Below are 24,047 nucleotides of genomic sequence, written 5' to 3' on the forward strand. Positions count from 1 at the left end.
GCAATACCAGTATGAGACATATAGATATGGATTTAAGCTATATACCGACTAATAAGCCCATGACCTGAGGAGTACAAATGAACGATAAAATGCAAGCATTATATGTGGGATGTGCATTAAGTGGTGAGCTTTACACTATCCAACTATCAGTATCAACAGGTGAGCTCACATATTGTGCCCACGAACAATTACCCGGCTTGCAGAAACCTGGTGGCGCAATGCCACTTACTATATCTCGTGACAGAAAGACACTGTATGCCGTTTCCAGAGGAAATCCTTTTTTTATTGCCTCTTATAATATCGATGAACATGGCAGCTTACAGCATATAGGCAATACGCCTATTGAAACCAATCTGGCCTATATCCAGACAAGCGTCGACGATAGCCATCTATTAAGCGCCTCTTTTATTGACCATCATGTTTCTATTTATCCAGTGCAGGAAGATCGCTGTATAGGTAAGACAGCCCAGCATATCAATGATATTGCCAATGCCCACATGCTTTCCATGAGCCCTGACAACTCGACCGTGCTGGCCACAGGGCTGGGTAAAGACGTTATATATCAATGGAAATGGACGCTTTCTCAAACCAATGAAAAAATCTCTCTTCCTCTACAGAGAATTGATCAGCTACAGCTCTCCGAGGGAACCGGGCCCAGACACATTGCCTATCACCCGACTCTCTCTATTGCTTATATTATTGGCGAAAGAAACGGCACCATCAATTCTATACGTTATAACGCTTTAGGATTAACCCATATTCAAACAGCTCATTTGCCTGATCAGCAAGAAGCATTTCAGTCAGCTGATATCCATATCACACCTGATGGTCGCTTCCTTTATGCATCAGAAAAGGCAACCTCGACCTTACACTTATTCAAGGTTGCGCTGGATGGAAGCATTGAGTTTGAGAAACATTTTTTTACAGAAAACCGCCCCCGAGGATTTGCTCTTACACCTGACGGTAATTACCTCATAGCAGCAGGCCAATTTTCACATCATATTGCAAGTTATCGGATTAACCCTGAAACTGGCTATTTACAGTTAATTAATCGTATAGCGGTAGGCCAGAGCCCCGATTGGATTGAAATGCTATAAGTAAACCCTCTAGCTTGGCTCTATATTGTTTAAGCTGGTCGTAATACTTTTAGCCAATTTTTGATATCAAACATACTATGTATTATCTTTAGTGCCATTATATGTCTATCTACTTTTTCTGCTCTGCCTTATCAGGTAGCAGACTCGCTTGAATAATCATAATGAAAATAAGGTTCATCCATGAAAAAAATAGCGACGCTTGCATTAACGGTTATCGCGCCTGCCTTCGGCACCTCTCTGGTGCTTGCCGATGAAGCGCACGAACTTATCTGGCAGAGTATTACTTTTGGACAGTCAACTGATCTGAACTTTGGATCCACGATTCTGCCTGAAAAAGTAGGCACCAATGAGGTGACCCACGACGGTGGGCCGGTCACTTCCGGCGCCCTACTCGACCACGTGACGATCGAAAGCCGGGGCGGGAAGCTCGCAAACTCCCATGAGGGCGGCACCTTCTATTACACCATCCTGCCAACCGACAAGAATTTCGTACTCACAGCAACGCTTACATTAGAGCAGCTAGGGCCGGAAACCGGGGCGACGCCCAATCGCCAGGAAGGCGCCGGCATTATCGTGCGCGATGTGATTGGCGCGCCGCGCGCCAACCCCCAACCTGCTGGGCATGAAGAATTTCCCGCCGCCTCCAACATGGTCATGAACTTGATGCGCTCGCATACGCGGGAGAACGATGGACTGGCAAATGCAACGGCAGTATATCGCGAGGGTATTCAGGATCCATGGGGAAATCCGGGCAATCTGCTGAGCCGGGAAGACTATGCTGAAGGTATACCCCACGGCAGCGAACACACCTACCGCATGAGCCTTGCGCGCAGCGACGAACATTTCAGCGTCACCCTGGAGGATGGTGATGAAACCTACCGCCATGAGCTAAGCGAGGCGCCAGCCAACCTGGTCGAGGTACAAGACCCGGAAAACCAGTACGTGGGTTTCTTTGCCTCGCGCAATGCCCGGCTCAACGTTTCCGATATCACCATCGAGCTGTCTGATGCCGACACCCAGCAAGCTGCGGCGTATCAGGCGTTAGAAACGCCGCTTGTGTGGTCACTCGCCTCACCCAGCGTCGTGACGACATCGGATTATACGCTGCAAGCACTGGCCAACTACGCTGGTACCTTCAGCATCGCCCGGGATGGCGAAACGCTTGGCGAGGCACAAGAAGTAGAAGCCGGCCAACTGTTTCATTTTCCGCTCGAGATAGACGAGCCCACCGAGCTGGACGTTACTTTTTCGCCCTCTGAAGGGCCGGATACCCAAGCCCAGCACACCACCCTGACACTGGAGCCGATAAGCGTTTCTGACCCCTACAACCTTTACGTATCACCGGACGGACGTGAGGGGCAGCCAGGCGACCTCAATAATCCGCTGGACCTGGAATCGGCTATCTCGCTGGTTGCCCCTGGAGGCACCATTCATCTAGCTGACGGAGAGTATGGCGCCATTGAAATCCCCCTGACCGCCAGCGGCACGCCAGACGCACTTAAGCGGCTTTCAGGCGAAGATGCCGATGTGCGTTTTACCGGCATGGTCTCGCATAATGCCCATTACTGGCAGTTGGATCACCTGGAGGTCGATGGCGAGCGCTTGATCATTCATGGCAGCCATAACGTGTTCGAGCATATCGTGACCCACAGCGCACCGGATACCGGCTTTCAGATAACCTCGCCCGCTGATGTTGGCCGCGCCCTGTGGGCAAGTCATAACACAGTGCGCTATAGCGAAAGCTATAACAACGAGGACGCCTCCGGCATCAACGCCGACGGCTTTGCCGCCAAGATGCGTATTGGTGAGGGTAACTCGTTCGATCACTGTATCTCGCACCACAATATCGACGATGGCTGGGATCTATTTAACAAGGTAGAGGATGGCCCCAACGGTGCCGTAACCATTACCAATTCCATTGCTTTCAACAATGGCCAGACCTTCAACACCCAGCAGACCGGCGGCAACCTGGGCAATGGCTTCAAGCTGGGCGGCGAAGGCCTGCCTGTCGCCCACACGGTGAAGGGCAACCTTTCATTCAATAATGGTATGGATGGTTTCACCGATAACTTCAACTCGGGCGCTTTATCCATCATCGACAACGTGGCCATCGACAACAAGCGCTTCAACTTCATTGTTCGCCAGAGCCCTTACGGCGACCAGCTGGAGTCCGCCAAGCTTGCAGGCAACGTATCGCTGCGCCTGGAGAGCGAAAGCGATTACCTGGACAGCGTCCACGGCGATATCAATGATGACAACTGGTTTATCCAGGATGAAAGTTCGCAGGCTGAATCATCGCCCTACGACGAAGAAACACTCAACGAGATCAAGGCGCTGCTTCAACAGCAAGCCAGCACAGAAAGCGAGCGCCGGGAACGGGCACTGGCTATTCAAAAGCTAGTATTCGATTAAGCATGGGTAGGGTTGAGTGCTTGAGGTGACCGTTGGCCACAAGCACTCTTTTTTTATGCGCCAGATGTTTAAGGACTGCGTGCTTAAGCTACTTTCACACAGCTGACGATGCGAGCCGTTAACAATGCACAAGCGAACAATAATGACATCCGTCGGGCTAGCGCTGGCCCTGTACGCCTTGATGAATACAGGAGCCTCCATGGCCGAGACGCTACAGCATGAAGCGGTGCTGCCTCTGTGGGACGAGCGCCCTGAAGGCACACCACCCGACCTGGCACCCGTGGTGGAAGAGCGCTCAAGCAACCTATTCCGTGCAGATCGTGCGCTTACCGGCATTGCCGATCCCAGTATCACCGCCTGGATCCCAGAACATCCCAATGGTACATCCATTATTATCGCCCCGGGTGGCTCTTATCGGCGGGTAGTGCTGGATAAGGAAGGTATTGAAATTGCCAAGGCACTGGCACCGCTAGGTGTTACCAGCTTTCTTCTGACCTATCGCCTACCCGGTGAAGGACATGACAATCGCGCTGATGCACCGCTGGCCGATGCACAGCGCGCAATGCGCCTGGTACGCGGGCACGCTGATGAGTGGGGCCTGGACCCTGGCCGGATCGGCTTTCTGGGATTTTCAGCCGCGGGACACCTTGGAGCCTCGCTTGCTACGGGATATGCAAGAGAAGCGTATCCGGCCGATAGCGATGAGCAGGCTATCTCGGCACGGCCAGATTTTGTCGCGCTAATTTACCCGGTTGTCACCATGCAGGATGAAGGCGTCCACGCAGGCTCACGCGCCGCCCTTCTAGGCGATAGCCCTACGCCGCAACAAAAGCGCGACTATTCTCCTGAAGAGTACGTAGACGCTGATGTGCCTGAAACGTTTTTGGTACTGGCCGACGACGACCCTTCCGTGCCGCCTGCAAACGCCGTGGCGTTTTACAGCGCGCTTCACGCAGCGGGAGTAAAGGCCGAGCTGCACATCTTCCGTGACGGTGGGCACGGCTTTGGCATCGCGGGTGCCCAGAACAAGCCGGTGGCCGGTTGGCCGCGCCTGTTAACCCAGTGGATGACGCAGATAGGCGTCATGCCAGAGGAAGAGCAATGAAAAGAGTACTGTTAGCGGCACTACTGCTTGCCGCAGGCCAAGCTGGCGCGGTAGAGAATAGAGGCGTAACGGAAGATAATCTGCCAAATTTCTTTGAAGCATTAAAAGATCGAATGACGTTTCCGCTGGCTTATGACGGCGGCGATCCAGCCGCGTGGCGCGAGCGGGTGCTTCCACAGGTGAGTTCGCTAATACTCCCCTATGACGCCATGCGCCCCTACCAGGCGGAGGTCATTGACGCAGTCGACCGTGGCACTTATACCGCTCAACGCATTGCTTTCAACATCACCGATGAAAGCCGCATAACAGCGTTGCTATTGACCCCAAAAGGAGAAGGCCCTTTTCCCTCGGCGCTGATGCTGCATGACCATGGTTCACGCTTCGATATTGGCAAAGAGAAATGGATCAGCCCCTGGTACGATGCAGACCGGCTGGTCTCGGCCACCGAGTGGTCGGATAAGTACTTCTCCGGCCGGTTTCCAGGCGATGGGCTGGCCGAACGCGGCTACGTCGTACTGGCTACCGATGCACTTGGCTGGGGGGACAGAGAAGGCAACGGTTATGAAGCGCAGCAGGCGCTGGCTGCCAACCTCTTTAATCTGGGGTCGTCCATGGCTGGGCTGATGGCACTCGAGGACGTACGGGCATCGGAGTTTCTCGCCAGCCTGCCGGAAACCGACCCGGAGAAAGTGACGGCAGTTGGCTTTTCCATGGGCGCGTTCAGAGCCTGGCAAGTGGCAGCGCTTTCGCCGGTTATCAGCGCTACCGTAGCTAACGGGTGGATGGCGGAAAGCAAGAGTCTGATGGCGCCGGGCAATAATCAATTGCGTGGCCAGTCGGCATTTACCATGCTTCACCCAGGGCTGCTCAGCTTACTTGATTTTCCTGATGTAGCGGCCCTGGCAGCACCTAACCCCATGCTGGTTTACGTTGGTGAAGAGGATCCGCTTTTCCCGGCAAGCGGCGTACAGGCGGCGATGACCAAAATGCAGGCGGTTTGGGATGCCTATGGATCAGATACCCCGCTGACTACCCGGCTCTGGGAAGGCAAGGCGCATACCTTTACGGCCGATATGCAGGATGCTGCTTTTGATTGGCTGGACGAGCAGATTAGATAATGCACTTCAGCGATCTTATGATACGTTTTAGCATAACGCGCCCTCTTATCTGTACCTCAACATCTAACTGTTTAAAACTTAAGAAATAATACGCTACCAGTGAAGGCGGAATCTCCGCCTTCACTGATTATTGACTCAGGTTTTTATTCGCGACTAAAAGCATGCTGCAAAAGGGTTTGCGTGTATGGATGGGCTATATTCCCCTCCATAAGCTCTTCTCTGGTCACGACCTCGACTACCTCTCCTGCCTTCATCACCGCAACGCGATCACAAAGGTGGGCGATAACCCCAAGGTCATGCGACACCATGAGATAAGTCAAATTGTGTCGGGCACGTAAATTCGCTAAAAGATTAAGTATCTCGGCCTGAACAGAAACGTCCAGCGCGGAGGTAGGCTCATCCAACAGAATAATATCAGGATCCAGTATGATGGCCCTGGCTATCGCCACGCGCTGCCGCTGACCGCCGGATATCTGATGGGGATAGCGTGATAGAAATGTTTCATCAAGCCCCACCTGCTCCAAAGCCTCAACGATCCTCTCCTCTTTATTTTGCAGGCCCTTGATTACCAGCGGTTCATTTAGAATCTTTCTAATAGTATGCCGCGGATGAAGAGCACCATAGGGATCCTGAAATACCATTTGCATGGTGTTGCTTCGTTCTTTTAAGGATGCCTTGGCAATCGACTTACCCTGAACATGAATGGTTCCTTCCCACCCTTGAAACTGGCCCGCCAGGCATTTAAGAATGCTGGTTTTACCCGACCCCGACTCCCCGACCAAACCAAACGCTTCGCCGCGCTCAATATTGAGGTTGATATTACTTAAAATACGCTTTGATTTTGTCAAACTCGAGATTTTGAATGATAGCGAATCAATAGAAATCATAGCGTTTCTCCTAAGCAAGCCATTGCTGGTCTCGAGACAATACCGGCAGCACGTCACGTCTATGCTTGAGGCTGGGAAGTGACTCCATCAGCCCACGGGTATACGGGTGGGTTGCATTAGAAAGAGCATTGGCCTTTATGGATTCAACCACTTTTCCTCCATACATCACCAAAACGCGGTCACAAAACTTTTTCACCAGATTCAGGTCATGGCTGACAAATATGAGGCTGATATTTTTTCTTTCCACGAGCTCATTTAATATATTCAGCACATCCTGTTGCACTGACACATCCAACGCTGACGTCGGCTCATCGGCGATAATGATGTCAGGCTCGGGTATTACCATCATGGCAATCATTACCCGCTGCCCCATGCCTCCAGATATTTCATGAGGATACTGGCCATATACATACTCAGGGTCTGAAATACTCACTTCATGAAGCATTTTTATGGCAGCTTTCTTAGCTTCGTGCCGAGTTATTTTCTGGTGAACCCTGAGCGCCTCGGATATTTGATCACCTACCGTCATGACTGGATTCAACGAGAATTTCGGATCCTGCATAATCATCGAGATATGCTGACCACGTATTGAACGTATCTGCCTATCATTGCAGGTTAAAATATTGCAGTCTTTAAACTGCAGCTTGTCAGCCGTGACGATCGAAGACGACGGGTTCAGCTTCAGGATGGCTTTTCCGACTGTCGATTTTCCTGAGCCCGACTCGCCAACAATTGCCAACTTTTCGTTTTTCAGCGTGAAAGAGACATCGCGAACCGCATGTTTTAAACCTTCATCGGTACGGAAAGAGACATTCAGTTTTTCAACCGTTAATACATCCATGACTTATCTCACTCTGTCCGTGGGTCTAGAAGGTCACGCAGGCCGTCACCTAACAAATTAAAAGCCAGACTGACAAGCATGATGGCGGCCCCTGGGAAAGCGACTAACCACCAGCTCTCAAGCATGTAACTACGCCCTGTTGATATCATGGAGCCCCACTCAGGTAGCGGCGGCTGAGCACCTAACCCTAAAAAGCCAAGTGCTGCTGCGGTCAGGATTACCGTTGCCATGTTCATGGTTAAGCGGACGATCAGGGAAGGCAGGCACATCAATGAGATGTAATGAAAGAGTATGCGAAACGATGAAGCCCCTTGTAGCTGGGCCGCCACAACATAGTCTGAATTTCTCAACGTAAGCGTTTCTGCACGGGCAAGGCGTGCTACCGGTGGCCATGCGGTAAGTGCTATAGCGATAACCGCATGCTCAAGCCCTGGCCCAAGCGCCGCGACGAATGCCAATGCCAACACCAGGCTTGGGAAGGAGATAAAAATATCAGTGACGCGCATAAAAGCACTATCAATCCAGCCACCAAAATAGCCGGACATGGTGCCTATCAATAAGCCAATAGGCCCGACAATGATGGTCACCAGAAATATGATGTACAGCGTTACCCGAGAGCCATACACAATGCGGCTAAAAATATCTCGTCCATACTCATCCGTACCAAACCAATGTGCGATGGAAGGTGCTGATAGCGTGCGGGCCAGATCCTGCTGGAGAGGATCGTGGGTAGCAATCAGCGGTGCTGCTATAGCCAGAATAAGCAGCAAGGTAACGATGACGACCCCAGAAGCACTCAGAGGATTTTTACAAAGCTTTTTGAATGACTTAACGAACAGCGCTTTTCGAGTAGGCTCAACGTTAACCCGAAGCCCCATACCGTAATCAGGATTTTTGATTGTTTCGACATTTCTCATTATTTAGTCCTCGGATCAAACAGCTTGTATAGGACGTCTGATAATAGATTCAGGAAAACAAATACAAGGCCAATGAAAAGAACGGAGGCCATGACGGCATTCATATCACCCATCAAGAGGCTATCAGTTAGATACTGCCCAAAGCCGGGCCAAGCAAATACAGTTTCAATAAGCACTGCCCCTTCCAGCAGGCCGCCATAAGCAAGCGCCACGATTGTCAGCAACTGCACTAGAATGTTTTTAAACGCGTGTTTCCAAATAACGCTGCGCTCGGAAAGGCCTTTCACGCGCGCCGTTTTCACATACTCCTGAGAAAGCTGTTCCAGCATGAAGCTGCGCGTCATTCGTCCAAGGAAAGAGACTGAATTCAAGCCGAGGATCAAGGCGGGCAAGGCAATATGGCGCAGGGCGCTAATAAAGGCGTCGATATTTCCAGAAAGCAGCGTGTCTATCAGATAGAAACCGGTATAGCTTACGAACATTCCATCATAGGCAAACCCGATTCTTCCTGCGGCTCCAGCCCAGTTAAGCCAGGCATAAAAGATTATCAACCCGACCATCCCCACCCAGAACACCGGTGTTGAATACCCGAACAGCGTAATAATTCGAGTCAGGTGATCGCCTAATCGGCCTCGATGAGTTGCCGCATATACACCTAAGGGAACCCCAAGCCCCACGCCAAATATGATGGCAACGGAGGCCAGCTCTATAGTGGCGGGCAGCACACGAATGATATCGTTAACGACAGGGCTTCCGGTTAAAATGGCATACCCAAAGTCACCTGAAAGCATATCCTGAAGATAATAGAAGTATTGAACCCAGATAGGACGATCAAGTCCCATTTGCAGAAAAACCTGTTCATAAGTCGATGAGTCGGCATCGGGGCCAACGACCGCCAATACAGGGTCAATTGGCATTAACCGGCCAATAACAAACGTCATCGTTAAAAGGCCAAACAGGGTTATAAAGATAACGCCTAGCTTTTTAGCCGCGCCTAACCAGCGTGATCTTATCATTATTATATGCTCCGTTTTTTTAAGTAGAAATAAATTTGGTTACTCACCTCTTTTGGTAACTGATCTCAAGCGAGTCATGGCGGCGGGATCATCCAAATATCCCTCAACTTCACTTCTAACGGCTACCGTATTTACCATTTGAGAAAAAGGAAACAGAGCACCAACATCTTGGTCATAAATAGTTTGGACTTCTTCATAAAGACTATTTTGTATAGCACTATCAGATTCAGAAACTGCGCTTGTAATGAGTTCATTGATACGATCATTCTGATAGCCGGTTCGCCAGCCCTGAAAGTTTGTAAGCTTTGCAGCATCTGAATTATCTGGATTAAGTAGAAGCGGAGTAAGATTGGAATCAGGATGCGGTGCAAAACCACCGCCTCCTCGCCCTACGATAATATCAAAGCGTCGATCACGCATGGCCCCATATACCTGATTACCGGTTCCACTAATGATTTCTGCGTTAATACCTATGCGCTCAAGATTGTTTTGTAGATTGATAGCAACGTTAATGAAAGGAGATTCATTAAGCGCTCTTATGGTAGTAGTAAACCCATTTTCGTAACCGGCACTGCGCAGCAGCTCTCGCGCCTTCTCTGTTGATACCGAATACATGGGCTCAGGTAGAGTCGCCGGCAAGCCAAGCTTTATTGGCCGCTGATGAAAAATGCCGTAGTAAGGCATAATACTGTTGTTGATACCGTCATAATTGATGGTACCCCTAATAGCTTTTCTAACTTCTTTATTGGCCAGAATGTCATTGTGCATACTAACGGCTACATAATAGAGCGTGCCACGCGGGGTAGTTTGAATATCCACATTCTCGGCACCTTCCAATGAGCGGATATCAGGAACCGACATGCCGATGGCCACATCGATGTCGCCACGCTCAATCATCAGACGCATCGTCTGAGACTCTTTTAAATTGCGCATGACCACGCGCTCTAGGCTGGGCTGCTCGCCCCAGTACTGATTGTTTCTGGTCATGATGATTCGGTCATGGGGAATCCACTGATCGAGCGTGAAAGCACCACTTCCTGCAGAGTTGGTGGTTAGCCAGCGGTGGCCTAGATCACCGTTCTGTTCATGCTCTAGAACGCGTTGTTTATCAATAATAAAGGCGCTGGGGCTGGTTGCCAGCGTATATATAACCAGTTTCGGATCAAGCTCACGCGGAAACTTGAGTTCCAATTCGTACTCTCCAACCTGACTAACCAGGTCAGAAATATTTTCATGGGTATAGCCCAAGGCCTTCCAAGTTGTCGCAAGCGCTAGATTGAGCCTCAGAACACGCTCCAGTGTCCAAACTACGTCATCTGCAGTGAGCGGATTGCCTGAATGGAAATTGATATTGTCGTTTAGAATAAACGTAATCGACATGCCATCATCGGCGACTTCCCAATCGCTTGCGATTGCGGGCAGGATAATAGTTGGATCGCGCGGATCTAGTTCAATGAGCGTGTCATAAAGATTGGCATTAACAAAGGCGATATCATTACCTGTAGCCGCAGCAGGATCCAGTGATAATATATTATTCATCTTTAATGCAATAATAAGCTGATCACTGGGCGTATTAGAATATGCCACGGTGGTCAGCAATAGCATCACCAGGCCGACCATATATTTGATATAGGTACCCATACTACTCTCCAGTACACTTAGTAAAGTCCAAAAAAACCTTTACAGGCACGCTGACATCTCTATTTTTAGTTACCCAGGAATTTCCGGTATAATTGCAAGATTTTTTTATATTAATTAATGCATTAATTGCGGCAATATTCATAAGCAGCCTTATAATTAGTAATACATATTATGTTTAAAACAGCTTATTACTAATAAAAATCCTCTGCACCTCTCCATTAGTCTAAATTATGGTTAACAACCATAATTTATGGCTGCTTTCATATACACAATAAAGCGCTATTAATCTTTCGACTAGTAGCGCCCGTGATTAGCTGAAGGCAAAGCCAGAACAGACTTTACGATTAATGGCTTATTGGTTAGACAAGCACGCTATATTTCCTTTAGCGCATAAGCCGCAAGCGCTTCTCGATTAATTTCAATACCTAGCCCCGGGCCGTCGGGAATGTTCATCACGCCGTGTTGATGCTCAATGGGGGTTTGTACTACCGCCTGACGAAACGGGTTTTCAGTACGATCAAATTCCATAATCGGTTCAAGCGGTTTTCGGCGCGGTGGGTTAGGCGCGAGTGCGGCCATAAACTGAAGGCTAGCCGCCAGACACACCGCTGTACCCCATACGTGGGGTACTAGCCTTACGCCGTGCATGGCAGCCATGTCTGCTACTCGGCGAATTTCGCTAAAGCCACCCACGCCGCAAATGTCTGGCTGTACGATATCGACGACTCTACGCGCCAACGGCTCGTGCATGGCGTAGCGCCCATGCCAGTTCTCACCACTAGCCACTGGGATAGGCTGCCCAGCCCGGACGGCCGCATAGGTATCGATCTGTTCAGGCAGTACTGGTTCTTCAAACCAGTCGATACCAAACGCTGCCGCACGCTGGCCTACCTCGATGGCTTCCAGGTAGTCGTAGCCGTGGTTGGCATCAATCATAAGGCGCACATCCGGTCCGATTGACTCACGCACGGCCTCAATCACTTTCAGGTCTTCTTCAACATCAAAGCCAATCTTGATCTTTACTGCATGAAAGCCTTCGTGACGATAGCGCGCCACTTCCGCCGCTACGTCGCTGACACGCTCAACACCCTCGCGGCAAAACGAGCCGGTGGCATAGGCGCGCACAGATTCACGGAACCTCCCACCAAGCAGCGTGGAAACAGGTACGCCGAAGTGCTTGCCCTTGATGTCCCACAGCGCAATATCGATGCCGCTCAAGGCAGTCATGGTTAAGCCACGCTGGCCCTGATCACGTAGACGGTTGTAAAGCTTTAGCCACAGTTTTTCGGTTTCCAGCGGGTTTTCACCCAGCAGTGCCTGAGCGTATACCTGAACCACCGCCGCATTGGGCAGTGCGGGACCTAAACACTCTCCCCACCCCACGGTGCCGTCTTCACAAATGATTTCAACTAAACAGTGCTGGCGGCGCGTAAACGACATCGAGGCACTTTCAAACGCTGTTTCAAGCTTGTGATCCAGAATATGAGTCTTGACCGCTTCTATTCTCATGGCTGTTTTCCTGTCATGGCGTTATCTAAAAAGGCCAGGTAGCGTTAATGAAACTGCCGGGATGTAAGTCACCAGCATTAGCGCTACAAACAGCGCCAGGAAGAAAGGCCAGATGGTGCGGACTGCATGCTCAATTTTAATTTTCCCGATCACGCAGCCCACAAACAGGCACGCGCCTACCGGCGGGGTACATAATCCCAGCCCCAGATTCATCATCAAGATGATGCCGAACTGGATGGGGTCCATGCCAAACTGCATGGCGACCGGCAGGAAGATCGGCGTGCAGATCAGGATTAACGCCGCCATATCCATGATCATGCCCAATACCAGTAGAATCAGGTTAAGCATCAAAAAGATAACAACAGGCTTATCTGAAATCGTCATTAGCCCGGTAGTCAGCATTTCAGGCACGTTATAGAGCGCCAACAGATAAGAGAAAGCCGACGCACAGCCCACCAAAATCATGACCAGTGATGTGGTTTTAACTGACTGAATAACCGCAGCCTTGAAGGATGACCACTTAAGCTCACGGTAGACAAGCCCGGTCACAATAATGGCGTAGATGGCGCCAAAGGCACCGGACTCGGTTACCGTCAAGATGCCTGAAAGAACGCCGCCTACAATAATGACGGCCGTCATCAAGCCAGGCAGCGAGGCGACAAGACTAAATAGCAGGGCTTGCCAGCCGGGAAATGCCTCGCCTTTATAGCCACGTTTAACGGCCACAACATAAGCGGCCACGGCCAGGCTCAAGCACATTAGGATGCCGGGAACGATACCGGCGATAAACAGCTGGGTAACGGAAATACCGCCTCCCGCTGCTACAGCATAAAGAATCATGTTATGGCTGGGCGGGATGACTACACCGGCGACCGACGAAGTTACTGTGACGTTAACCGCGTAGTCCGCGTCATAGCCCTTCTCTTTCATCGCTGGGATAAGAATTGAACCCAGGGCAGACGTATCGGCTACCGCCGAGCCCGAGATGCCGCCAAACAGCATCGAAGAGCTAATATTGACCATCCCCAGCCCGCCGCGCATCCTTCCCACCATGGCGGAGGCTAAGCGAACAAGTCGGGTTGAAATTCCGCCGTGAAGCATCAGCTCACCGGCAAAAATGAAAAAGGGAATTGCTAGTAGCGAAAAAACGGAAATGCCGGATAAGATGCGTTGAAAGGCGACAAACAGCGGCAACCCTTCATACATAAATGTAGCGACAGCGGCCAGCCCAACGGCAAAAGCGACCGGTGCACCTGCGACAAGGCCGAGAAAGAAAATTCCAAACAGTATCATCAGCCCCATGACTTATGCCCTCTCAGCGTTTCGAGACAGTAATCGTTGCACTATATCCGCCCCTGCAAACAGCATGATCAGCACGCCACAAATCACTAGTGGGGCTGCACGCCAGCTTTCAGAGAGACCAATCATCGGAATGGCCCTTTCCATGTTTGTCATGACCAGCTTCCAACCCTGAGCCGCCATAAAACCACCAAATACAAGGATGAAAAGATCCGAGATGTGGTGTAGTAATCCGCGCAGAAAAGGAGGGAAACTCTCACGTACAAAGTCGATATTCAGATGGCTGTGATACCTGACGCCAGCAGCGGCGCCCAAGCAGGTGATATACACCACTAATACGAGGGAGGTTTGCTCTACCCAGGTTGGCGTGTTGTTAAGCACATAACGCCCAAAGACCAGCCAACCAAAAGTAGCAATAAGAACGACCAGCATGATACCCGCTACAAGCACGCATAGTTCAGCCATGCCGTCTAACACGCGGTCTACAGAGCCTTCTCTTGTCGTGCTTTTTCTATTGGTGGGTGTTTCAATTTCTATACTCACGACACATTTCCTTTTAATCTTTCGGCGGCATTAAGCCGCCGAAAGGAAGACATAAGAAAATTATTGAGCGGCCCTGATTTCCTCGATTAGCTCACCCGTGCCCGGGTTATTGGCGATGAAGTTTTCATACATCGGCTCCATCAATGCCTGAAAAGCCGCTTTATCTTCTACTTCATTAATTTCCACGCCATGATCCAGGATAATCTGACGGCTTTCCTGAGAGCTTTCGACCCATAGCTCTCGCTGCATGACGGAAGCATTCATTGCTTCTTCACGAATAATTTCCTGGTCTTCTTCGGATAACTTGTCCCAACTGGCTTTAGCAACACACAAGCACTCGGGAATAATCAAATGCTCGGTTAACGAGTAGTATTCTGCCGCTTCGTAGTGATTGCTGGATTCAAAGGAGGGATAGTTATTTTCAGCACCGTCCAGAACACCGGTCGTTAAGCTCTGGTAGACCTCGCCATACGCCATTGGCGTCGCGTTGCCGCCAAGTGCTTCCATCATCTCGACATAAAGATCGTTATTCATGACCCGGATCTTTAAGCCTTGAACATCTTCAGGGGTATTAATCGGGTGCTTGGTGTTGTAAATGCTTCTGGCACCTGAATCGAACCAGGAAAGCACTACCAGACCTTTATCTTCCAACGCATCAGCAAAACGCTGGCCAATCTCGCCATCCATCACCGTATGCATATGATCTACATCGGTAAACAGGAAAGGCAGCGAGAAAACGTTCGTTTCCTTAACGATGGGTCCCATGGGGCCCATATTAAAGTTGGCGAAATCCAACGCGCCATTGCGGGTTTGCTCAATCGCGTCAGACTGATCACCCAATACAGCATTATTGTAAACGCGCGGAGTAACACGTCCTTCTGTCTGCTCTTTGACTGCTTCGGCAAACGCTTCAAGCGCTACCGTATTGGGATAACCATCAGGATGGATATTCCAGCCACGCCAGTTATCGGCCTGGGCAGAGACAGCAGCAGCTACCAGCGATACACCCGTTAGGACAAACAGCGCTTGGCGACGGATAGTTTTTGTTTTCATCACTTAAAACCTCTTATTATTACTTGTGGTTTTTTTCAGCTTTTAGAAAGAACGCGCTACACCTACCAGGCGCTCTAACTGCTGGCGTTGCTCTTGGGTTGGCATAGTCAATGGTGCACGAACGCTGCCTGCCGGGCGGCCGATAATATCCGCACCTTCTTTAATCAAACTAACTGCGTAACCAGCTTTTTGATCACGCAAATCGATAAATGGAATAAAGAAATCGTTCGTTATTTGTTTAACAACGTTTTTATCGCCTTTGCGAAGCGCTTTATAAAACGTAACCGCCATATCAGGTACAAAATTGAATACTGCAGACGAATAGGTGTTAACGCCAATTGATAGATACGCTTCTGCGAAAATCTCAGCCGTAGGCACACCACCCACATACACTAAGCGGTCACCGACTGTTTTAATGATTTTGTTGAGCGCCTGGATATCGCCCTTACCATCTTTTAGACCGATAAGGTTCGGACAGGCATCCGCGAGCGCTTGCACCGACTCGGCATTCAGAATGCCGTTACCACGGTTGTAGTAAATGACGTTGATATCAGTGGCATCACAAATTTGCCGTGCATACTCGACTAACCCATCCTGCGGGCACTCTGTCAGGTACGGGGGCATCAACAAAATACCATCGGCACCGGCTTCAGAGGCAGCATCAGCGAAGGCCTTGCCCGCTTCAACACTTAATCCAGCGCTTGCGATTACCGGCAACTTACCGTCGACTACTTCCACCGCTACACGAACAATCTGGCGATACTCTTCAAGCGTCAAATTGAAAAATTCGCCCGTGCCACCAGCGACAAACACGGCAGAAATATCGTGGCTGATAAACCACGCTAAGCGCTCGCGGTAGCTTTTTTCGTCAAATTTTCCGTTCTCATCAAAATCGGTAATGGGAAATGACAGTAGTCCATCTCCAACTGCTTGTATTACTTCTTGTTTGGAAAATTTCACAGAAACGTCCTCATGCTTTCTCATCCATGTTTAATTACATGGCGATAGGTCAAATCGTAGTAAACTAGCAATTTGTCATACATCATACAAATTAGAAAATAATCAACACGCGCAACGCCTGCAAGTAAAAATCTTTAAGCTTCGACCAAAGTGCTAGCGTCTAAAATATATTTTAAAAACCCAGTAATTTTTTAAAGCAATAAAAACAATATTTTGCCCTAGAAGGTGCACCTTCATAGAGAACAATAGCCCCTAAGCAATTTTGCCGGAACCAACTTAATATCGGTAGGCATCAAATATTGATGATTAAATCCGGCTTAAAAAGCGGTGAATTAAACTCATCCGGATATCCGCCAGGGTTGGCAATCACGTGCGTACCGGCATATATAAGATCCACCGGTTCATGAACATGACCGTGTATCCATAGATCCATTTTGCCCATCAACTGCGGAAGATGAGAGGCAAAGGCTGGGGATAGCGCATCACCTAAATACTGATCAGGAATGCAGTGGTGAAGCGGCGCATGATGACTGATCACTACCCTGGGGCCATCAAACGGCTTGGACAGCTCGCCTTCAAGCCAAGCGAGGGCTTCAGTGTGCAACTGCTGACTCGCTTGGGGTGTCAACGTCGTGCCCGGTGAAGTTTGGATGATTCTAAAATCGGGCATGTAGCGCAGCGCTTTGGACTCGGTATGGGCTGGATTTTTCGTTGGATCACTGGCGTAAAGCGCAAAATCGGTCCATAGGGTCGTGCCATAAAAGCGTACGCCGTTGAGCGTGACGGCGCGGTTATCCAGCAGTTCGATATCAAGCCGCTTGGCCTCTTGCTTAAGCTCTTCACGCATCAGCGGCATACAGGTGCCATAGAACTCATGGTTCCCCGGCACAAACAGAATTGGCAGCGTGGGAAACTGCGCCCGTGCCCAGATTAAGCCTTCAGCTTTATGATGAATATCCCCCGCTAACATCACAACATCGGCCTTTACATCGGATAACGGGCGGCTGTCCGCAAAGTGCTCCAAGTGCAGGTCGGATAAAATACGCAGACGCATCCAATCTCCTTAACGGGAAAGCTCTTCGATAAACGAGTCGATAAGCCTGATCACCTGCGCTTCATCTTCGCGGTGAGGGGTGTGGTGAAGGTTTTTAAGTATTTCGCAGTGCGCCGGGCCTTGGATATAACGAGCAATACGTTCCGGCTGGCGGTGCGAGCCATATTCATCTTTCTCGCCGTGCAATACCAATGTGGGGCAATGCACGCGTTCAAGCGCGGGTACCAATGACCAGTTGATAAAGTCTGGATGCAGCCACGTATTAACCCAGGCATCTAGCACCCAGCGGGCTTTATGACCGTGATACTTCTCCAGCTTGGCGAACTGTTCTGGCGCTTTAAAAGCGGCTTTAGCCTGTTCGATACCAGAACGTGTACGCGCCTCGTTAGCCGATTGAGCAGCAATCGTAATCAGCCCCAGACACCGTGACGCATAAGCGCCAGCACAGTGAATGGCCATGCAGCCGCCCACGCTATGGCCCAATACAATAAAGCGGTCTATCGCAAGCGCTGCACATAAAGCGGCAAAATCAGTGCCGGGCTCATCGTCAATAAAGCTCAACGGTGGCGGCTCAAGACAGGCGCTTGATTGACCAAACCCAAGCCGGTCATAGGCGATAACGCGGAGCCGGGTCTTTTCGCATAGTGCTACAGGAAAACTGCGCCATAAGGCGGTACAGCCAAGGGAGTCGTGCAATAAAATAATTGGCGTATCAGAAACTCGCGCTAGGGGCTCCCAGCTACGTGTAAACAAGCGACCACCGGGCGAGTCCACCCAGTGGTCGCGATAAGTGATTGATGAGGCCATGGTGTAACTCTATTGTTGTTAAGGCTTTTGTTTAAAATGTTTTAAAAGCTAGATGATGCACCTAAAACAACATAGCACGCCAAAACTGTCCGCGAAATTCACCGCAACTGTTCACCAAAACAGCGCATGAGCACTTAGCGTTTTAAGAAGTTGCTTTTTACCAAGTGCACGACGTCATCCATGCGTCCGCTCAATACGGCCTTGGCCGAATAAAGCGCGGTTGATGCTACCTGCCCGGCCTCCACCTTGGGCGGCATCACCAGCTCCATGGGGTTGACGGCAACGTCCAAAAGCGCGGGGCCTGGCTGTGCCAACCACTGACCGATAGCGGCGTCCAACTGATCTTCGTGCTCGACGCGCTGCCCCCAAAGTCCCATGGCCGTTGCGACCTCGCCAAAGTTAGGGTTTTCAAGCTCAGTATAAGCATCCAGCAACCCTTCCACTTTCTGCTCCAGCTCGACAAAACTAAGCGAACGGTTGTTGTACACCACGATTTTGAGCGGAATACGACGCTGTACTAGCGTCAGCAGGTCGCCCATCAGCATACTTAACCCACCGTCACCGCACATGGCAATTACCTGGCGGTTCGGGTAAGCCAGCTGCATGCCTAATGCCTGGGGATAAGCGTTGGCCATCGTCCCGTGCTGTAGGCTTGCCAGCGTGCGACGCTGCCCAGACGCCAGAATGTGGCGCAACATCCACACGGTCACACTTCCCGTATCAGCCGTAAACAGCGCGTTATCAGCGGCCAAGCGATCAATTGCCAGCGTCAGCTCTTGCGGGTGAATAAGCGCATCGTCGCGGCTTTCATGCGCCGACTTCTCCAAGGATTTTGCATAATGCTTGCGGCATTTTTCCAGCCAGCGGGAATTGTCGTTTCTTTTAACCACTTGAGAGAGCGCTTCACAGGTATCACGTGCGCTACCCACAATACCAATATCCACCGGGTAACGTTTGCCAATCTGGGTGGGGTCGCTATCTACCTGAATAATCGTGGCGCTGTCGGGATAGAACTGCTTAAAAGCAAAACTGCAGCCTAGCATCAGCAAGGTATCGCACTCGGAAACCGCGCGGTAACCCCCTTCAAGGCCATAAACGCCGGTCATGCCTACCTGGTAGGGGTTGTCGTACTCGATAAAATCTTTAGCGCGAGAGGTCCAGGCAACAGGCGCCTGCAGCTTTTCAGCCAGCGCAATTACCTGTTCGCGCGCCTCACTACAGCCTGCACCGGCAAAAATCGTAATCTTGCCGCCCTTATTCAGCGCCTTAACTGCTGGCACAAACGCATTGGCACTCGGACGCAGCGAATAATCAAACCGATGCGTGCGGTAAGCAAGCTCACTTTCTGGGATTTTCGTCATGACATCGCCGGGCACAATAATCACGGCAACGCCGCCTTTGGCGAGCGCTGCCTGTGCCGCCAGCGCGGTCATACGCCGAGCCTGCTCAGGAGAAGCGAGGGTTTCGCAAAACACGCTGTACTGCTTAAAAATCTGCACCTGATCCACTTCCTGAGGAAAGCTGCCTCCGGTTTCCTCTTGTGGCACTTGCGTGGCGATTAAAACAACTGGGGCTCCGTTGCGATGGGCATCAAACAATCCGTTTACAAAATGAAGACTGCCAGGACCACAGGAACCGGCGCACAGGGCTAACTCCTGCGTTAAATAGGCTTCACCACCTGCCGCAAAACCACCGACTTCTTCATGGCGTACCCCGATCCATTCGATCTCGCTTTGGCGTAGCGCATCGGTGAAGTGGTTAAGCGTATCCCCCACTACCCCGTAGCAGCGCTTAGCTCCGGCATTTTGTAACGTATCAACCATTATTTCGGCAACATTGGCGCTCATGACGCGACTCCATTCGCAGAGATAAAAAGGTTTCTCGCTTACAAAGCCTAGCGGGTGAAATACCTTTTTGCCGCCTTTGCTCCTTTTACGTATGCGCAACGTCGCTAAGACCGATCTTTTAGACACATGCTGCATCGCAGCAAATAACCACTATACTTTACAGGGTGCCCTATCAGGAGATTACATAATGGCCTTACCTCTATGTCTTACTGCCTACGATGGTGATGTTTTGTGTTTCTGGAGGCTTCAAGCGTTATGGCAGCGAGCCGCTATGGATGCATTGAAGGAATATCTAGGCTAAATATCTGGTTTTAAAAGCAGTGTGTAAAAAAATAATCAAGGGAGCTAAAGGGTTTTATGGCTTCCTTGATTTTTATGAAAAGCTTTTTCATTCAACGATGTAAGCAATTGCCGACTAATTTTGTAAGCAATAGCTTACATGGCATCGCATTTTACCTACACCTTTTGGCCTATCCTTGGGCTTAAAAAACGCCTACCATCTAGCTTCGCCAGCCTATGCTGCGACGCACAAAAGAAATCTTAAAATAAGAATATTGGATAAACTACTCGAAAGGAGTGCATGCCATGCAACACTCAGCAGCTCAATTTCCGGCAACAAGCGCCGACATCATGGAAGTATGGGCGCAACGTGCTCTAAAGCAGCGTGCGGCGTTTGAGGCCATCGCAGCCTATATGTGCCAGCGATAAGTGCTTCACTGTTACTTGTACTCGTTTGCCTAAAGCTAACGCCTCACATGTTGAGGCGTTATTATTTTGATGCTGTTAGTCAAAGCACGTCCGGTAACCGCTACCCACCATTGCTTTCATCGTTTAAATGCTCATTTAAATAGGTTTCTTGCAAAATATACATGCGCTTTACATCGCGATATTTGCCATTAATAAAGAACTCCTGCACTAGATGCCCTTCCTCAACAAACCCGCTCTCTTCATAAAGATGATCGCTTTGATATTTTTCACCACCACGATCCAACACACTTACTTAATATTTATACTGTTTAGTAAGCCGAGGATTTTACGAGCCATTTTTACCAGCAGGTATGGAGTTACGCAACGAATTACTCTAATATTAATTAGGCTTATTAAAAGCAGTAACTTTTAAACGCATACCTTACTTGTATATGTGCACATTGACCAAGGAACTGACAATGCAAACACCTTTTCTAGGACGTAAAACATTTTGTGCTTTAAGTTTAGCGGCAACATTTGCCATTAGCGGCTGCCAATCAGGCGCTGATTTTGGCGGTCTGGTATCAGCAGGCTCCAATATGGCGGGCGCTGCAATGATGTCAGATCAGCAAATACAGCAAATGGGCGATCAAACCATTGCCCAACTTGATAATGAAAATCAGCTTGTGGCTACTAACAGTCAATATGCAGAGCGTTTGAAAAACCTGACTCAAGGCTGGGAAGTTGTCGATGGAAATACGCTTGACTTTAACGTCTATCAGGTTTCCGAAATTAATGCATTTGCGGTACCCAATGGCTCTATCCGTCTCTACAGCGGTTTGATGGATGAAATGAACGACGATGAAGTGCGTTACGTTATTGCTCACGAGATCGGCCATGTTGCGCTAGGACACTCCAAACGGGCTTTCCAGGTAGCTTACGCTGCCTCTGCTGCACGTGAAGCCGCAGCATCCAGTGGCAGCACTACCGCCGCCGTTCTATCCACATCTGAGCTTGGCGATTTGGGTGAAAAGCTTATTAATGCCCAGTTCTCTCAACGTCAGGAAAACGAAGCTGATGATTATGCCATTGAGCTTTTACAAAAGCATGACATGGATGCTGAAGCTTCAATAACTGCTCTGCGTAAACTTGAAGCCAAATATGGTAACAGCAGCAGTTTCTTCTCCAGCCACCCTGCCGCCGGTGATCGAGCTAACCGTCTCGAATCCTCGCTCTAAACTATCGCCAAGCGCTTATGCCCCTGTCAGAATAACTTGCCTGACAGGGGCATAAGTTATCGTCAGCACTGGCGTTGACGGCCAATAATAGTCTTATCAATACTGACTCAGACACTATGTACTTCTGACTACTCTTCCAATTGTGACAAATACACATCCTGCAAAATATACATGCGCTTTACATCGCGATATTTGCCATTGATAAAGAACTCCTGCACCAAATGCCCTTCCTCAACAAACCCGCTCTCTTCATAAAGGTGGATCGCTTTGATGTTTTCCACCGCCACGATTAAGTACACTTTATGCACATTCAAAATGGTAAACGAGTAGTGCAGCGCCTGACGTATCAGCGAGCGTGCAAATCCTTTGCCCTGATGATCCGGGGTAATAATAATTTGAAATTCCGCGCTGCGATGGATGTAGTCGACTTCAATCAACTCAACCAAACCAATCGCGATGCCCGCACTGTCCTCGGCCACAAAGCGCCGCTCGGCATTGTCATGAATATGCTTGTTGTAAAGTTCTTCCAGCTCATCAAAGGATTCGTACGGCTCTTCAAACCAGTACGACATGATGCTTTGATTATTATTTAATTCATGCACAAAGCGCAGGTCACTACGCTCCAGCGCACGCAAGAAAAGCCTATGACTCATTATTACTACTCTCGTCATGTAATGGCGCTTGTATGGGGCTACTAGGTATAGAGTAGCCCAGTGGGTATTTTAAATGTGACGTTTAAAAGAAAATAGCTCGGCCAGAGGATGCTCCCTCCCCTCGATTAACGCACGCAATAGTTTTGCGCCAATCATGCTATAGCTGATGCCGTTGCCGCCGTAAGCCATCGCAAAGTGCACGTTGGGTCCATGGGCGTCGTGAGGTCCAAAATAAGGCAGTCCGTCGCTGGTTTCTGCAAAGGTTCCCGCCCAGCTAAAAGTAGGATTAATCGTTAATGACGGCCAGAGTGCCCTTACCTTATCAGCCAGCCCCTGGGCTTTTTCCAACACCCGGTCATCGCGGCGCTTGGGAATATCCTGCTCATCATCATCCCCACCCACCAGCAGACGGCCATTCTGAGTGGTGCGCAGATAAAGATACGGCCGCGCCGATTCCCAGACTAGCGTGCGTTGCAGCTCGCCCAGCATTTCAGGCGTCAGCGGGTCGGTAATAAACGCATAGCTGCTCCGGTTTTTCGCTACGGGTTCAGGCAGCCACGCCTGGGATTCATAGCCTGCGGCAATCACGACCTGTTGGCAGGTGAGCGTTGCGCCATTGGTCAGCTTAAGCGCTATATGCTGATCGTGCTGAGCCATGTGCGCAACCTGGGTACGGTCATACACCTCGCTGCCCCGTGTGACTATCTTGCTAAACAGCTGATAGGTCATTCGATAAGGGTCCATGGTTGCCGCAAGCTCCGTTAAAATAGCCCCAGGCGCTTCAAAGCCATAGTGTTCTAATATAGCTTCCCGCTCAAGCCAGCTGGCCTCAAAGCCGTTTTTCTGGCGCAGCAGCAGTTCCTCTTTCAAGGACGCTACGTCTTCTTCACTGCTTGCAAAATAGAGGCTCTTTTGACGCTCAAACTCCACGTTGCCAAGCCCCGCGGCCAAGGCTTCAAGATCCATAATCGCATCGGCACAGGCGCGGTAGGCAAGGACTGCATTCGTTTCGCCATATTGCTTGGCAAGCTCCGTCATATGCGTATCGATCTCATACTGCAACAACGCGGTGCTTGCAGACGTACTTCCCCACCCCACATCACGACGCTCAAGCACTACCACATGATGGCCATGCTGGCTTAATTCGTTAGCGATCAATGCACCGGTAATTCCGCCACCAATCACTGCTACATCGCATTGATGGTCACGGGTGAGCTGTGGGAAAGTAGTCAACAGACCATTCTTTACTGCCCAAAACGGATAGCCGCTTTTAAGATCCATCTTATTCCCTTTACAGAGTGTGTATCGATAGCTTTAACAATAGTTGCTTGTCGTAGAAATCACTTATTTATAAAAGGAAAGT

General features: G+C 49.9%; 21 protein-coding genes and 1 pseudogene. 6 read left to right on the forward strand and 16 right to left on the reverse strand.

Going from position 1 to position 24,047, the window contains the following annotated elements:
* The first annotated feature begins 77 nt into the window (after window positions 1–77).
* From D467_RS0112600 to D467_RS0112615, 4 genes are all read left to right on the forward strand, one after another.
* Entirely contained in the window at window positions 78–1,097 is a 1,020-nt protein-coding gene (locus D467_RS0112600; protein WP_018917880.1) for a lactonase family protein, read from the forward strand.
* 180 nt (window positions 1,098–1,277) lie between these two features.
* Complete coding sequence (locus D467_RS0112605) at window positions 1,278–3,509, forward strand: right-handed parallel beta-helix repeat-containing protein (RefSeq protein ID WP_018917881.1); 2,232 nt, start codon at window positions 1,278–1,280, stop codon at window positions 3,507–3,509.
* A 199-nt stretch (window positions 3,510–3,708) separates the two neighbouring features.
* Window positions 3,709–4,614, forward strand: coding sequence for an alpha/beta hydrolase (locus tag D467_RS0112610; protein ID WP_018917882.1), 906 nt, complete (start codon window positions 3,709–3,711; stop codon window positions 4,612–4,614).
* Window positions 4,611–5,732 (forward strand): dienelactone hydrolase family protein, encoded by a 1,122-nt coding sequence (locus D467_RS0112615; RefSeq protein WP_018917883.1) that lies wholly within the window; start codon window positions 4,611–4,613, stop codon window positions 5,730–5,732. Before D467_RS0112610 ends, D467_RS0112615 begins: the two co-directional genes overlap by 4 nt.
* Before the next feature lie 143 nt (window positions 5,733–5,875).
* Here D467_RS0112615 and D467_RS0112620 read toward each other — a convergent pair whose 3' ends face one another.
* From D467_RS0112620 to D467_RS0112680, 13 genes are all read right to left on the reverse strand, one after another.
* Window positions 5,876–6,619 carry an ABC transporter ATP-binding protein gene (locus tag D467_RS0112620; RefSeq protein ID WP_018917884.1) on the reverse strand — a complete coding sequence of 248 codons (744 nt, stop codon included), beginning with the start codon at window positions 6,617–6,619 and terminating at the stop codon, window positions 5,876–5,878.
* A 10-nt stretch (window positions 6,620–6,629) separates the two neighbouring features.
* Window positions 6,630–7,460 carry an ABC transporter ATP-binding protein gene (locus D467_RS0112625; RefSeq protein WP_018917885.1) on the reverse strand — a complete coding sequence of 277 codons (831 nt, stop codon included), beginning with the start codon at window positions 7,458–7,460 and terminating at the stop codon, window positions 6,630–6,632.
* 8 nt (window positions 7,461–7,468) lie between these two features.
* Window positions 7,469–8,377: a nickel transporter permease gene (nikC, locus tag D467_RS0112630; RefSeq protein WP_018917886.1), complete on the reverse strand. Its 909-nt coding sequence runs from the start codon at window positions 8,375–8,377 to the stop codon at window positions 7,469–7,471.
* Window positions 8,377–9,393 (reverse strand): ABC transporter permease, encoded by a 1,017-nt coding sequence (locus tag D467_RS0112635; protein WP_018917887.1) that lies wholly within the window; start codon window positions 9,391–9,393, stop codon window positions 8,377–8,379. Before D467_RS0112635 ends, nikC begins: the two co-directional genes overlap by 1 nt.
* Before the next feature lie 39 nt (window positions 9,394–9,432).
* Window positions 9,433–11,034 (reverse strand): ABC transporter substrate-binding protein, encoded by a 1,602-nt coding sequence (locus D467_RS0112640; protein WP_018917888.1) that lies wholly within the window; start codon window positions 11,032–11,034, stop codon window positions 9,433–9,435.
* A 372-nt stretch (window positions 11,035–11,406) separates the two neighbouring features.
* Window positions 11,407–12,543, reverse strand: coding sequence for a mandelate racemase/muconate lactonizing enzyme family protein (locus D467_RS0112645; protein ID WP_018917889.1), 1,137 nt, complete (start codon window positions 12,541–12,543; stop codon window positions 11,407–11,409).
* A 21-nt stretch (window positions 12,544–12,564) separates the two neighbouring features.
* Entirely contained in the window at window positions 12,565–13,845 is a 1,281-nt protein-coding gene (locus D467_RS0112650) for a TRAP transporter large permease (RefSeq protein ID WP_018917890.1), read from the reverse strand.
* A gap of 3 nt (window positions 13,846–13,848) precedes the next feature.
* Entirely contained in the window at window positions 13,849–14,385 is a 537-nt protein-coding gene (locus tag D467_RS0112655) for a TRAP transporter small permease (RefSeq protein WP_018917891.1), read from the reverse strand.
* A gap of 60 nt (window positions 14,386–14,445) precedes the next feature.
* On the reverse strand, window positions 14,446–15,438 hold the full coding sequence (locus D467_RS0112660) for a TRAP transporter substrate-binding protein (RefSeq protein ID WP_018917892.1): 993 nt from the start codon (window positions 15,436–15,438) through the stop codon (window positions 14,446–14,448).
* Window positions 15,439–15,480: 42 nt separating this feature from the next.
* On the reverse strand, window positions 15,481–16,398 hold the full coding sequence (gene kdgD, locus D467_RS0112665; RefSeq protein WP_018917893.1) for a 5-dehydro-4-deoxyglucarate dehydratase: 918 nt from the start codon (window positions 16,396–16,398) through the stop codon (window positions 15,481–15,483).
* 292 nt (window positions 16,399–16,690) lie between these two features.
* Window positions 16,691–17,452, reverse strand: coding sequence for a metallophosphoesterase (locus D467_RS0112670; protein WP_018917894.1), 762 nt, complete (start codon window positions 17,450–17,452; stop codon window positions 16,691–16,693).
* Window positions 17,453–17,461: 9 nt separating this feature from the next.
* On the reverse strand, window positions 17,462–18,259 hold the full coding sequence (locus D467_RS0112675; RefSeq protein WP_018917895.1) for an alpha/beta fold hydrolase: 798 nt from the start codon (window positions 18,257–18,259) through the stop codon (window positions 17,462–17,464).
* Window positions 18,260–18,393: 134 nt separating this feature from the next.
* Window positions 18,394–20,106 carry a ubiquinone-dependent pyruvate dehydrogenase gene (locus D467_RS0112680; protein ID WP_018917896.1) on the reverse strand — a complete coding sequence of 571 codons (1,713 nt, stop codon included), beginning with the start codon at window positions 20,104–20,106 and terminating at the stop codon, window positions 18,394–18,396.
* Between the two features lie 585 nt (window positions 20,107–20,691).
* On the opposite strand from D467_RS0112680, the gene D467_RS20145 reads away from it, so the two are divergent.
* The gene (locus tag D467_RS20145; protein WP_018917897.1) at window positions 20,692–20,814 is read left to right on the forward strand and encodes a hypothetical protein; all 123 of its coding nucleotides are present in this window, start codon (window positions 20,692–20,694) and stop codon (window positions 20,812–20,814) included.
* A 100-nt stretch (window positions 20,815–20,914) separates the two neighbouring features.
* Here the strand turns inward: D467_RS20145 and D467_RS0112690 are convergent.
* Window positions 20,915–21,093 (reverse strand): annotated as a pseudogene (locus D467_RS0112690) (spermidine acetyltransferase); the annotation flags it as partial.
* A gap of 179 nt (window positions 21,094–21,272) precedes the next feature.
* Between D467_RS0112690 and D467_RS0112695 the strand changes: the two are divergent.
* Window positions 21,273–22,031, forward strand: a complete 759-nt coding sequence (locus D467_RS0112695; RefSeq protein WP_018917898.1) for a M48 family metalloprotease — start codon at window positions 21,273–21,275, stop codon at window positions 22,029–22,031.
* A 128-nt stretch (window positions 22,032–22,159) separates the two neighbouring features.
* Here the strand turns inward: D467_RS0112695 and speG are convergent, their stop codons facing one another.
* Together speG and D467_RS0112705 are read right to left on the reverse strand one after the other, a co-directional pair.
* On the reverse strand, window positions 22,160–22,684 hold the full coding sequence (speG, locus tag D467_RS0112700) for a spermidine N1-acetyltransferase (protein WP_018917899.1): 525 nt from the start codon (window positions 22,682–22,684) through the stop codon (window positions 22,160–22,162).
* 69 nt (window positions 22,685–22,753) lie between these two features.
* Window positions 22,754–23,965, reverse strand: a complete 1,212-nt coding sequence (locus D467_RS0112705) for an NAD(P)/FAD-dependent oxidoreductase (protein ID WP_018917900.1) — start codon at window positions 23,963–23,965, stop codon at window positions 22,754–22,756.
* Window positions 23,966–24,047: the final 82 nt, after the last annotated feature.

It is taken from the genome of Vreelandella zhanjiangensis DSM 21076 (assembly GCF_000377665.1).
Taxonomy (GTDB): domain Bacteria; phylum Pseudomonadota; class Gammaproteobacteria; order Pseudomonadales; family Halomonadaceae; genus Vreelandella; species Vreelandella zhanjiangensis.